The organism is Kitasatospora sp. NPDC097691 (genome assembly GCF_040302665.1).
GTDB lineage: Bacteria > Actinomycetota > Actinomycetes > Streptomycetales > Streptomycetaceae > Kitasatospora.
On record NZ_JBEORY010000027.1, the window covers coordinates 13,560 to 25,140 of the forward strand.

11 protein-coding genes are annotated in these 11,581 nt (G+C 72.9%); 4 read left to right on the forward strand and 7 right to left on the reverse strand.

Annotated elements, in window-relative coordinates:
• Positions 1-6 precede the first annotated feature (6 nt).
• Both ABTY56_RS20240 and ABTY56_RS20245 read right to left on the reverse strand, forming a co-directional pair.
• Complete coding sequence (locus ABTY56_RS20240) at positions 7-705, reverse strand: class I SAM-dependent methyltransferase (RefSeq protein ID WP_350630309.1); 699 nt, start codon at positions 703-705, stop codon at positions 7-9.
• Positions 706-822: 117 nt separating this feature from the next.
• Complete coding sequence (locus ABTY56_RS20245; protein ID WP_350630310.1) at positions 823-1,899, reverse strand: Gfo/Idh/MocA family protein; 1,077 nt, start codon at positions 1,897-1,899, stop codon at positions 823-825.
• Positions 1,900-2,003: 104 nt separating this feature from the next.
• Between ABTY56_RS20245 and ABTY56_RS20250 the strand changes: the two genes are divergently transcribed.
• A complete protein-coding gene (locus ABTY56_RS20250) occupies positions 2,004-2,591 on the forward strand; it encodes a TetR/AcrR family transcriptional regulator (RefSeq protein ID WP_350630311.1) in 588 nt (195 codons plus the stop codon).
• Positions 2,592-2,664: 73 nt separating this feature from the next.
• Here the strand turns inward: ABTY56_RS20250 and ABTY56_RS20255 are convergent, their stop codons facing one another.
• The gene (locus tag ABTY56_RS20255) at positions 2,665-3,399 is read right to left on the reverse strand and encodes an SDR family oxidoreductase (RefSeq protein ID WP_350630312.1); all 735 of its coding nucleotides are present in this window, start codon (positions 3,397-3,399) and stop codon (positions 2,665-2,667) included.
• Between the two features lie 71 nt (positions 3,400-3,470).
• On the opposite strand from ABTY56_RS20255, the gene ABTY56_RS20260 reads away from it, so the two are divergent.
• On the forward strand, positions 3,471-4,415 hold the full coding sequence (locus ABTY56_RS20260) for a LysR family transcriptional regulator (protein WP_350630313.1): 945 nt from the start codon (positions 3,471-3,473) through the stop codon (positions 4,413-4,415).
• A 287-nt stretch (positions 4,416-4,702) separates the two neighbouring features.
• Here the strand turns inward: ABTY56_RS20260 and ABTY56_RS20265 are convergent, their stop codons facing one another.
• Positions 4,703-5,071, reverse strand: a complete 369-nt coding sequence (locus ABTY56_RS20265) for a winged helix-turn-helix transcriptional regulator (RefSeq protein ID WP_350630314.1) — start codon at positions 5,069-5,071, stop codon at positions 4,703-4,705.
• Positions 5,072-5,124: 53 nt separating this feature from the next.
• On the opposite strand from ABTY56_RS20265, the gene ABTY56_RS20270 reads away from it, so the two are divergent.
• Both ABTY56_RS20270 and ABTY56_RS20275 read left to right on the forward strand, forming a co-directional pair.
• The gene (locus ABTY56_RS20270) at positions 5,125-6,012 is read left to right on the forward strand and encodes an NAD(P)-dependent oxidoreductase (protein ID WP_350630315.1); all 888 of its coding nucleotides are present in this window, start codon (positions 5,125-5,127) and stop codon (positions 6,010-6,012) included.
• Between the two features lie 353 nt (positions 6,013-6,365).
• Entirely contained in the window at positions 6,366-7,529 is a 1,164-nt protein-coding gene (locus ABTY56_RS20275; protein ID WP_350630316.1) for an agmatine deiminase family protein, read from the forward strand.
• 95 nt (positions 7,530-7,624) lie between these two features.
• On the opposite strand, the gene ABTY56_RS20280 is transcribed toward ABTY56_RS20275, so the two are convergent.
• The 3 genes from ABTY56_RS20280 to ABTY56_RS20290 form a co-directional block, all read right to left on the reverse strand.
• Positions 7,625-8,962: a condensation domain-containing protein gene (locus ABTY56_RS20280; protein ID WP_350630317.1), complete on the reverse strand. Its 1,338-nt coding sequence runs from the start codon at positions 8,960-8,962 to the stop codon at positions 7,625-7,627.
• Positions 8,963-9,063: 101 nt separating this feature from the next.
• Positions 9,064-10,755 (reverse strand): carbamoyltransferase C-terminal domain-containing protein, encoded by a 1,692-nt coding sequence (locus tag ABTY56_RS20285; RefSeq protein ID WP_350630318.1) that lies wholly within the window; start codon positions 10,753-10,755, stop codon positions 9,064-9,066.
• Positions 10,756-10,778: 23 nt separating this feature from the next.
• Positions 10,779-11,573, reverse strand: coding sequence for a glycosyltransferase (locus ABTY56_RS20290; protein ID WP_350630319.1), 795 nt, complete (start codon positions 11,571-11,573; stop codon positions 10,779-10,781).
• Positions 11,574-11,581 lie beyond the last annotated feature (8 nt).

The following is an 11,581-nucleotide window of genomic DNA, read 5'->3' on the forward strand; positions in this document are numbered from 1 at the left end:
GCTCGGTCAGAGCCGGGCGATCAGGGCGTAGCGTTCGTCGTCCACCGGGCCGCCCCACAGGTCGGCGTACGCGCTGAGCGGCTCGATCCGCAGATCGGCGACGAGCGGGCGCACCGCGGAGGCCAGCTCGTCCGCGGCCACCCCGCCGTTCCACGGCAGGAGTTCCGCCCCGGCCACGTACGGCACGCCGCTCTGCCCGGACTCGCGCCACCGGCCCTCGACCAGCACCAGCCGACCGCCGGGCCGCAGCCGGTGCACCCACTCCCGCAGCGCGGCCCCGGGGTCGGGAAGCGTCCACACCAGATGGCGCGACAGCACGACGTCGAAGGCCTCGCCGCCGGTCGGCGGCGCGGCCGCGTCACCCACCAGGAAGCGGCCGGACAGGCCGGCGTCGGACAGCTTCCTCCGGGCCTGCTCGACCATCCGCGGCGCCAGGTCCACCCCGGTCACCCGATGCCCGGCCTCCGCCAGCAGCAGGGACAGCGAACCGGTCCCACATCCGACGTCGAGGACGTCGAGGACGTCGGGTACGTCGGGTACGTCGGGCGGGCCCGACGCCACCCACGTCCGCAGCAGCCGGGCCCACGCGGACCGCGTGTGCCCGGCCCGCAGCCCGTGGTCGGGCTCCTCGTCGAAGCCCGCTGCGGCGGCGTCCCAGTATTCGGCGATGGCAGCGCGCCGGTGGCGACTGGTGTGGTCACTCATGACCCGCATCCTCGCAGTCGGCACTGACACACCGTCGGACCCGCGAGGCCCCCGCGAACGGCCGCCGCCCGGACGACGGCACGCCGTCCGGACGGGCGCCGACAGTAGCCGGAACCGTCAGTGGACCTGCTCCGTGGCGCCGCTCTCCGCGGCGCGTTCGACGGCTGCGAGCACCCGGTGTAGGGCGGCGGCGGTGTGGAAGTCGGGGCGGGGCGGGCGCCCTTCGGCGATCGATCGGGCGATCTCCTCGTAGACGGCCGCCACGTTGGCGACCGGTCCGGCGGCGGGGTCGAAGGGGACGGTCCGGTAGTCGCCGGGCACCTCCACCCGCTCGCCGTCGACCCGGATGTCCCAGTCGGTCCAGTGCATGTACGTGCCCGGCCGGGTGGGAGCCACCGTCAACGTGCCCTCGGAGCCGACGAGTTTGACCAGGAACCCGTCCGGGCTCCCGCTGCCTCCGTGCACGGCGACGGACGCGGTGGCGCCGTTCTCCAGGACGCCGTGGAGCAGCACCTGTGCGGGCACCCCGTTGGGCACCGTCCGGCCGGTTCCCCCGACTTCGACGCGGTCGTACGGGCGGGGCAGCCGCGCGGAGACCTCGACCAGCCTGCCCGCCATCCGGTCCAGTGCGGCCAGGAAGTGGCCGGCCATGATGGTCAGGAGCGAGGTGCCCGCGGCCGGGTCGGTGGTCCACGCCAGGTCCGGCGCGATGCGGGCGCCGCCCAACGGGGCGCCCGAGGCGACCAGTACGGCCGATTCGAGCCGGCCGATCCTGCCTGCGGCGATCAGGTCGGCCACGTACCGGGCGTCGGGGGACTGGTACCCCTGAAGGTTCACGGCGTGGACGACGCCGGCGTCGGCTGCCTCCCGGGCGAGGTCGTCCGCTTCGGCGGCGTCCACGCCCAGCGGCCATTCGGAGAGCACGTGCTTGCCCGCCTTCAGCGCGGCCCTGATCACCTCGGCGTGCTTGGAGGCCTTGACCGACACCACGACGAGGTCCACGTCGGGGTGGGCGGCGAGGGCCCCGGCGTCGGCGAAGGCGAGTGGGACGCCGTGGGCGGCCGCCGCCTTGTCGGCGGTGGCCTGCTTGGTCGTCGCGACCGCGGTCACCTCGAACCCGGCGAGTCCGGCGAGTGCGGGCAGGTGTGACGCGCCGGCCCAGCCACTGGCTCCGACGACCCCGACCTTGATCATGCGACCTCCCTGGTTTCGTACCGATCGATACAAAACTAGAGGGGGCGGGAGCGGGAGTTCAAGGGGTAATGTACCGACAGGTAAAAAACTTGAGGAGGTACGGCATGCCAGGCGGTCGCCCGCGCGCCTTCGATGCCGAGGTCGCGCTCGACCGGGCGCTCGAGGTCTTCTGGCGGCAGGGCTACGAGGGGACGTCCCTCGCCGACCTGACCGCGGCCATGGACATCAACCGGCCCAGTCTGTACGCGGCCTTCGGCAACAAGGAGCAGCTGTTCCACAAGGTGCTCGACCGCTACTTCACCAGCCCCGGAGCCTTCGCCACCGAGGCCCTGGAGGCGCCCACCACGCGGGGCGTCGTCGAGCACCTGATCCGCGGGGCCGTCGACCTGACCACCGGGCCGCACACGCCCCACGGATGCCTGAGCGTCAACAGCGTGCACGCCTGCGGTCCGGACTCCGAACCGGTCCGCCGGGAGGTGATCGCCCGCCGGATGGCCGGCGAAGCCGCGCTCCGCCGGCGCTTCGAGCGGGCGGCCGACCTGCCGGCCGACGCCGATCCGCGCGTCCTCGCCCAGCTGGTGTACACCGTCACCGACGGCATCGCCGTGCAGGCGGCGAGCGGTTACACCCGCGACCAGCTGCACCGGGTGGCCGACCTGGCGCTGCGCACGCTGTTCCAGTCGCCGAGCTGATCGGGCTCGCCTGAAGCCCGCTCCGCGGCCCCCGAGAGCGGGGCGCGTCACGCAACACCAGGGCCGGCGCCCCTCACCAGGGAATCGGCCCGTCCTCGGCCAGAAGGGCGCCCGTCGGGCCGTCCTCGCCCACGGTCGCCAGGTCGACCGCGACGGCCGCGCCCTCCTCCGGCGTGCGTATCCCGGTGTGGCGGTTGAGGTCGGTCGCGCAGTAGCCGGGACTCACGGCGTTGACCAGGATCCCTTCGGCGCGCAGTTCATTGGCGTAGAGCACGGTGATCGCGTTCAGGGCGCTCTTCGAGGTGCAGTAAGGGAGGAGGACCGAGGAGTAGGCGGACCACGGGCTGCCCGGGTCGGCCTGGTGGGTGAGGGAGCCGAGTTCGCTGGACATGTTGACGATGCGTCCGGCGGCGGAGCGGCGGAGCAGGGGGAGCATGGCGTGGGTCACCGCGATGACGCCGAACACGTTGGTCTCGTAGACCTGTCGGACGGTGGCGGCGGGGGTTTCACTCGGCTTCTGCGGTGCGGCGGCGATCGCGGCGTTGTTGACGAGGATGTCGAGGCGGCCGAACGTGGCGTCGATGTGCTTGGCGGCGGCCTGGACCGAGGTCTCGTCGGTGACGTCCAGCGGTACGAACCGGACGTCGGCGCCGTCGGCGCGAAGCTCCTCGGCCGCCGCCTCGCCACGCTCGGCGTCGCGGGCGCCGATCAGCACGGTGATGCCGAGGGCTGCGAGCCTGCGTGCCGTTTCCTTACCGATGCCCTTGTTCGCGCCGGTGATCAGAGCAGTCTGCTGCGAAGTCGTCATGGCACCCAGCCTCCCCTCACCCACGGGCGGCAGGGAAAGACCGGATGACTCTGGATCTATAGTCCACGGATATGAGTGAGCTGGAGGTGCGGGAGCTGAGGTACTTCATCGCGGTCGCCGAGGAACTGAACTTCAGTCGGGCCGCGCAGCGCCTGGGGATGGCGCAGCCCCCGCTGTCGAAGGCGATCGCTCGGATGGAGTCCCGGCTCGGGGTGCGCCTGCTGGAGCGCACCACCCGGCAGGTGAGGCTGACCGACGCCGGTCGGGTGCTGCTCGACCAGGCCCGGATCGCGGTCGACGCGGTGCACGCGGCGGCCCGGCGTGCACGTCGGGCCGGTCAGCCGACACCCCAGCTCGTCGTGGCGGTCAAACCGGGAGGCGATGCCGGGCTGCTGCCGGAGATCCTCGCCGCCTACCGGGGAACGGGTTCGCACCTGCCGCCGCCCGAAGTCGTCGTCGGCGGCAGCGGAGAGCCGATCGCCATGCTGCGGGACGGCCGTGCCGACGTGGCGCTGCTGCGCAGCCCGTTCGACGGTCAAGGGCTGGACTCCCAGACGCTCGTGGTCGAGCCGCGACTGGCCGTTCTCCCCGCCGCGCACCGCCTGGCCGGACGCCGGCGACTGCGGCTGACCGACCTCGAGGGCGAACCGATCCCGCGCTGGAAAGGGGCCGCCCCCTCCGCCACCGCCTACTACACAGGATGCGACGGAGCGGAAGCAGGCGATGGCCGCACGGGCTCGGCGCCGGCCGACGCTCCTGAGGGGCCGCTCGTGGCCAGCGTCGAGCAACTCCTGGAGGTGGTCGCGCTGGGCCAGGCGGTGGCGTTCCTGTCACTCTCCACCACCGAGCGGCACCAGCGCCCGGACATCGCCTACCGGCCGGTCACCGGCCTCAGCCCCAGCGCGGTCGTGGTCGCCTGGCCGGAGACCTCGCGATCCGCGGCCGTCGCCGCCTTCGTCCAGGCCGCCCACGACGTCGCCGCCCACCGACCCGACCACCTGACCGCACTGGCCTAAGCCCAATACCGGTGACTCAAGGCAGGACCGCGAACTCCGGGTCTCCCACAGACTGCTCCTTGTCGGTCGGTGTTGTGCCAGATCGCAGTCAACCGTCGGAGGGCTGCCGGCCCAGGGGGGATCGGCCCCTTGCCTGTCCGGCCGGCCGGCCATCATGTCGGCGGCTCGGCCCGTCACCTGGTGACCATCGCGTCCCTGCCCAGTAGCCACCTTTTTGTGCGTACTGGGCAGCGACGTGCGGCGCGACGAGACTGGTACCCAGAAGGGCGAAGGGAGATGACAGCAGGTCAGGAGGCCGACGGCTCGACCTGTCCGGCCTGCTCGGCCGTCATGCGGTCGAGGCGCTCGTGGCCCAGGTCGGAAACCGGTCCGAGGGCGTCAGAGAGGCGGCGGCCGAAGTCGGTCAGGGAGTAGACCGTCTTCAGCGGAAGGACGTCGTGCACCTCGCGGTGCACCAGGCCGTCGGACTCCATCTCGCGCAGGGCCTGGGTGAGGACCTTCTCACTGAGGCCGGGCAGCCGTCGGCGGAGTTCGGCGGGGCGATGCGGGCCGGCCTCGAGTAGCCAGAGCAGGGATGTCTTCCACTTGCCGTCGATCACGGCAATCGCGGCGGTCACCCCGCACACGTTCGGGTTCACGGCCTGACTGCGCGTCATCTCTTCTCCCCGGGGTCGCCGTTGTCCACCACCATGTCTACAGGAGATGAAGTATGCCCACCAACCACACCCAGCCCACCGTCACCGTGCTCGGCCTCGGGCCGATGGGACGCGCCCTGGCCGGTGCCTTCGTGCACGCCGGCGTCCGTACCACGGTCTGGAACCGCACCCCAGGCCGGGACGCCGCGCTGGTCGCCCAGGGCGCGGTGAGCGCGACCACGGCAGAGGAGGCCGTGGCGGCGAGCGAGCTGACCGTCATCTGCGTGGTGAACTACGACGCCTCGGACGCCGTGCTGCACCGTGAGGAAGTCGGGGCCGCGCTCAAGGGCCGGGCGGTGGTCAACCTGACCGCCGACTCGCCGGACCGGGCCCGGTCCACGGCCGCTTGGGCGGCGGAGCACGGCGTCGAGTACCTCGACGGCGCCATCATGACGCCGGCCCCGAGCATCGGCACGCCGGAGGCGGTCTTCATCCACAGCGGGCCGGTCGACCTCTACGAGCGGCACGCGCCGGTGCTGGCGGTGCTCGGCGGTACCCACACCCACCTCGGCGAGGAGATCGGCCGGGCGGCAGGCTTCGACATCGCGCTGCTGGACATCTTCTGGACGGCGATGGCCGGGTACGTGCACGCGCTGGCGCTGGCCAAGGCAGAGGGGATCAGCGGGCGGGAGCTGGCGCCGTTCGCCCGGGGGATCGGTGCGATCCTGCCCCCGCTGTTCGCGGCGTTCGCCGAGGACTTCGACGGCGGCAGCTATTCGGGCGCGATCAACCCGCTCACCTCGGGGGTCTCCACCATGGCCCACGTCGTGCACACCGCCGAGTCGCACGGCATCGAGTCCGGGGTAATGCGCGCGGCCGAGGGTCTGGTCCGCCGGACCATCGCTCTCGGCCACGGCGAGGACGGGGTGAGCCGCCTCGCCGAGGTGCTGGGCCGACGCTGAACACCGGCACACCCGCGCGAACAGCAACCGCAAGGGCTCCGGACCCAAACCTGCGACGGGCCCGGCCGATCGCGGCGGTCGTCGGCACCCGCTACGACCGCCGCCTTGGGCCTGGAGCGGGTCGGCGCGGCCCCGCTGCGAAGGCGGGGCAGGCCCGGTTCTCCCCTGGTCGCGGTGGGAAACCGCGACGATTGCGGACACCTCGACCAGGAGACAGCCCGTATTGACTGAATTTTCAGTCCGGGGCAGGATGTGGGCGTCCCGCCCGCCCTGCCCCGGCGCGCGCGCCGACGGTACGTCCCGATCGGCCGCATCCGACCGTCCGGGGCGACCCGACCCCGCACGAGGCACAGATGGACAAGCCCGCAATCACCCGACGCCGACTCCTGCGCTACGGCGCCGCGGCCGTACCCCTGGTGGCGTCCGGCCCGCTGCTCTCCGGCGTCGCCCGGGCCGCGAGCCCCGCGCCGGCGCTGCGCATGCCGGCCGAGACCGACCCGCACACCCGTACCTTCATGGCCTGGCCCGAGCCGACCTCCGCCTGGGGAGCCCAACTCCCCGCCGTGCAGCGGGACATCGCGAACCTCGCGAAGGAGATCTCCCGCTGGGAGCCGGTCGTGATGGTGATCAACCCGGAGTCGGTGGCAGCCGCCACCCCGCTCTGCGACACCAGCGCGATCCCCTCCTCCCGGGGCATCACGTTCCTCCCGATCTCCAACGACGACCTGTGGATCCGGGACTTCGGCCCGACCTTCCTGGTCGGCCCGGGAGCCATCGCCGGCCTGGACACCAACTTCAACGGCTGGGGCAAGACCGGCACCCCCTACGAGCAGGCCTTCGCCAACGACGCCAAGGCGGCCGCCGCGCTGCTCGCCCAGTACCGGATCGACCGCGTCCAGGCGCCGTTCACCGGAGAGGGCGGCTCGCTGGAGACCGACGGGCAGGGCACGCTGCTCGCCACCGTCAGTTCGCTGGTCAACCCCAACCGCAACCCCGGGCTGAGCCAGAGCGACGTCGAGCAGCGGCTCAAGTCCTCGCTCGGCGTGGAGAAGGTGATCTGGCTGGCCGGCCTGGCGGGCCAGGACATCACGGACAGCCACATCGACTGCGTGGCCCGGTTCAGCGCGCCCGGGCGGGTCATCCTGGACAAGCCCGGACCGGGCTCCACGGGGATGTGGGTCACCGTGTACAACCAGGCCAAGCAGGTGCTGCAGACCGCCACCGACGCCAAGGGCCGCCCGCTGACGATCATCGAGCTGCCCGGCCCCGACCACAACAAGATCTCGGGAACCGGCTCCGCGTTCCTGGCGAGCTACACCAACCACTACACCGCCAACGGCGCCGTCCTCATGCCGCAGTTCGGGGACGCGGCCGCCGACGAGGCGGCGCGCGCCATCCTGGCGGCCGAGTACCCGGGCCGCGTGGTCGTCCCGGTGACCATCAACGCCATCGCCGCCGGCGGAGGCGGCATCCACTGCGCGACCCAGTCCCAGCCGGTCGTGCCCGTGGCGGTCTGACCCGCGCCTGGCCCGACCGGACGGCCTGACCGGACGGCTCAGGCTGTCCGGTCGGGCTGTCCGGCCGGTCGGGCGGGCACCCACCGCCGACGAGGTCAGGGCCGATCGGCCGCGGTGGCGACCAGGAGGGCCTCCAGGTCGTGGAGGAACGCCGCGATCGCCGTGCGGCTGAAGTGGAGGGTGTCCGCGGTGAGGCGGAAGTCGATGGCGCCGTCGGCGTCCTCCAGGCACAGGAAGAACGCGTCGAACTGGCCGTCCGGCTGCTCGGGCCAGGACAGCTCGCTGCTGTCGGGCAGGGCTTGCAGACCTTCGGCAGGGACGCTGTCGGGGGCCGGTCGGTGGTCGTACCGGCGGTCGTTGAAGCAGTAGCGGAAGGTTTCCTCCCGCTTCCTGCCGTGGTCCAGGAACATCCGGTCCAGGGCGATCGGATGGCCGCCGCAGTGGGAGTAGGCGCGGACCGTCGCCTTCCAGGTGCGGTCGAGCACCTCCAGGGGGCTCGCGTCGGCGAGGTCGAGGGCGAAGAAGGCCTCCTGGAACTGGTTGCCCACCATCCGGCGGGTCCGGCGGTTGAGGCGTCGCCTGGAGATCAGGGAGAGCGAGACGACCTCGGATCCGGCGAGCGGGCCGATGAGCCTGCAGACCGTGCCCAGGATCACCGTGGTCGTGCTCAGGCCGGTCCGACGGGAGATCAGGCCCACGGCGTGGTACGCGGCCCGGGAGCGGAGCCTGGCGCCGAGGAACCTCGGCGACTCGGGTCCGTCGGGATTGTCGGGGAGCTTCTGCAGGTCGGCCGACCGCAGCAGGCCCGACGCGTAGGCGACGGTCCTCGCGGTGACCTCGGCGGCTTCCCCGGTGGCCTCCCAGGCCGCCAACTCGGCCGGCTGCCAGGCGTCTTCGGGCAGGGGCGGCACCGCCTCCGGGCCTTCGGTCAGGTAGGCCGTGAACTCGTCCATGAGCGGGACCCAACCGGCGCCGTCGATGGACATGTGCGAGATCACCAGCACCATCGACCGGACGCCCCCGTCCGCCACCACCAGGCCGCAGCGGACGGGGAGTTCGTCGTGGTAGTCGAAGCTCTCCCGCATGAACTCGTCGACCAGGCGGTCCGTGGCGGCCGGGACCTCCTCCCCCGGGACGTCCACCCGTACGGCGGTCACCACGCCGGTCTGCGGGGCGCGCTGCAGGAGGGTGCCGTCGGGGTCGGTCTCGAAGGTCGTCCGCAGGGACTCGTGGCGGGCGGTGAAGAAGGCCAGCGCCTCGACGCAGGTCCGGGCGTCGACCCCGTCGAGCGCCAGGACGGAGTGGTTGTTGAACGCCGCGTCGTGGGGGGCGGTCTTCTGGATGCAGAGCCAGAACTCCAGCTGCCCCCAGGTCGCCGGCGCCCGGACGGCCCGTTCGGCGGCGAATTCGGCGCTGAGGAGCGTTCTGTTCACGTGGTCTTCCTGTTCAACGGCGGTCAGAGCGGTCAGAGCGGTCAGAGCGGGCAGGTCGGTCAGCAGCGGTCAGCGTGGGTACCGACGGCGGTCGACGGCGGTCAACGGCGGTAGGGCTTGCGGTAGACGGAGTCCTCCAGGATCAGGAAGTCGAGATCCATGGCCCGGAACGCCCGGAGCGCGTCGTCCCCGGTGTCGACGATGGGCTCGCCCTTGCCGTTGAACGACGTGTTGAGCAGCACCGGCGGCGCACCCTGCCGGTCCAGCTCGTCCAGCAGCGCCCCGACCACCGGCGCCTCGCCGCCGGTGAGCAGTTGCGGCCTGGTGGTGCCGTCCACGTGGACCACCCCGGCCGCCGTCGCGCGGCACTCGGGCGTCACGGGGGCCGCGCCGAGCATGTACCGGGAGAGGTGTCCGACGTCCCCCCAGAAGCGCGGGCCGTGGGCGGCCCGGGTGACTCCGGCGAACGGCCGCCACCGCTCCCGGTCCTTGATCCGGTTCACCCGGTCCGCGACACCCGCGTCCCGGGGCACGGCGAGGATGGAGCGGTGGCACAGCGCACGCGGGCCGACCTCCGCCCGGCCCTCGGCGATCGCGCCCACCTGCCCGTCCAGCAGCAGGCCCGCGACCTGCTCGACGGACAGCTCCGAACGGACCAGGCCGTACGCGGCCGGCGCGGGGCCGCGCGGGTCGCACACCGGGCTGCCGAGGTACGGGTCGAGCGGGGCGGGGGCGGCAGCGGGCGGCCGCACGCTCCAGGCGGCGCCGAGCGCGACACCGGCGTCGTGCGGCACGGGCGGCACGAACACCGGCCCGGGCAGCAGGCCGTTGGTGGAGCAGTTGAGCGCCACGCCCCCGGCCAGGCACAGCTCCTCCACGCCCGCCGCCTTGCGGGCCAGCGCCGCCAGCGCCACCACGCACTCCTCGACGGCGCGCTGGGCGGTGTAGGCGACCAGCACCGCGCGGGGGTCCTCGGCCAGCCGCTCCTCGGGGCGGTCCGGCCCGGTGGCGCCCGCGATCCGGGAGTACAGCCCGCGCCACGCGGCGACGGTCGTCTCGTACTCGGCACGGATCTGCGCGGCGGTGGCCCGGCCGGCGGCGGTGGCCTTGCCGGAGCTCCCGAGCGGGCCGGAGCTCCCGAGCGGGCCGGAGCTCCCGAGCGAGCCGGGGAGCGCCAGGCGGAACCCGTCGCCGTCGACCTCGGCCAGCGAGGCCGTGGACAGCCCCGCCGCCCGCCCGTACGCGGCCAGCCCCATGGTCTTGCCCGCGTTCAGGAACGAGAACCCCAGCCAGGTGCTCGCAGCGTCGTACAGGTAGCCGAGGGACGCGCTGCGCGGCCAGGCCCGCTCCAGGCGCGGCGGGGCGTCGCGCGCGAAGGTCCACACGCTCGACGACTCGTTCTCCCCGTTGCCGTCGACGACCAGGACCGCGGCCTTCTCGTAGGGCGACGCGTGGAACGCCGAGGTCGCGTGCGCGAGGTGGTGCGGCACCCGGACGACCTCCGGGAGCCGGTCGCCGAAGGCGAGTCCGACGGTGTGCTCCAGGAACTCCCGGTCGTCCCGGAACCGTCCGGGGAAGAGCTGTTCGGTGTCCCAGCCGATCGCCACCACGTCCAGGTCGGCGGCGGTGATGCCGGCCCGGGCGAGGCAGGACTCGGCGGCCAGCCGGGGCTTGCGGTAGATCGAGTGACGGCGCCGGTTGAGCCGTTCCTCCTCGCAGAAGGCGACGACCTCACCGGAGTCGTTGACCAGGCACGCCGCAGCGTCGTGCGAGCCCGTCGGGGGCGCGTTCACGCCGAGGATCCACATGGCCGCCCCTAACCGACGTCGCCCTGGAGGGAGTGGCTGTTGGAGAAGCCACCCATGGTGTAGTTCACGGTCGCGCGTTCGGTGCAGACCACCTCGACGCCGGCCCGCGCGAGCTGCAGGGCGAAGACAAAGTCCTCCGTCCACTCCAGCTTCTGGCGGGCCGGCGAGAAGGTCTCCGGGAAGCCCGTCCCGGCGTGGAAGCGGCGGCGCACGAGGTACTCGCTGGTGTCGATCCGGGCCAGCACCGTCCCGCCGGAGGTGAACCTGTCCCGGACGACGTTCGAGCCGGGCGTGAAGACGCCGTGCTCGCATAGGTAGCGGTAGCTGATCGCGCGCCGTTCCGGGTCGGGGTCCGGGTGCCAGGGGTCCTCGCCGTCCGGGATGTAGGGCTGCCCAGCCGGGTCGACCAGCAGCCGCCAGCTGTGCGCCACCTCGACGTGCGGGTTGTCCGTCAACGCCCGGACCAGGCTGCTCAGGTGGTCGGGCGCGAAGGTGTTGTCGTCGTCGAGCTGGCCCACGAACTCCCCGGTGGCCAGGGCGATTCCGCGGTTGCGCAGGCGCCCCAGCCGGGCGGAGCGGTACTCGGGCGCGGCGGGCCTGGCGACGTTCTCGATCACGATGCCGGGCAGGACCGCCCGCAGCTGCTCCAGGTGGTCGGGGTCGCGCAGGTGGTCGGCGTTGTCCCCGACCACGATCTGCTCGACCGCGACCCCGGTCTGGGCGGCGACGGAGCGTACTGCCCGCAGGAGGGCGTCGGGACGGTCGCGGGTGAGCGTGACGACGGAGACTTCGGGGAGGGTCATGGTGCGGT

Coding starts and splice junctions, on each gene's coding strand:
- ABTY56_RS20240 (WP_350630309.1), bottom strand. CDS start 705: ATGAGTGACCACACCAGTCGCCACCGGCGCGCTGCCATCGCCGAATAC.
- ABTY56_RS20245 (WP_350630310.1), bottom strand. CDS start 1,899: ATGATCAAGGTCGGGGTCGTCGGAGCCAGTGGCTGGGCCGGCGCGTCA.
- ABTY56_RS20250 (WP_350630311.1), top strand. CDS start 2,004: ATGCCAGGCGGTCGCCCGCGCGCCTTCGATGCCGAGGTCGCGCTCGAC.
- ABTY56_RS20255 (WP_350630312.1), bottom strand. CDS start 3,399: ATGACGACTTCGCAGCAGACTGCTCTGATCACCGGCGCGAACAAGGGC.
- ABTY56_RS20260 (WP_350630313.1), top strand. CDS start 3,471: ATGAGTGAGCTGGAGGTGCGGGAGCTGAGGTACTTCATCGCGGTCGCC.
- ABTY56_RS20265 (WP_350630314.1), bottom strand. CDS start 5,071: ATGACGCGCAGTCAGGCCGTGAACCCGAACGTGTGCGGGGTGACCGCC.
- ABTY56_RS20270 (WP_350630315.1), top strand. CDS start 5,125: ATGCCCACCAACCACACCCAGCCCACCGTCACCGTGCTCGGCCTCGGG.
- ABTY56_RS20275 (WP_350630316.1), top strand. CDS start 6,366: ATGGACAAGCCCGCAATCACCCGACGCCGACTCCTGCGCTACGGCGCC.
- ABTY56_RS20290 (WP_350630319.1), bottom strand. CDS start 11,573: ATGACCCTCCCCGAAGTCTCCGTCGTCACGCTCACCCGCGACCGTCCC.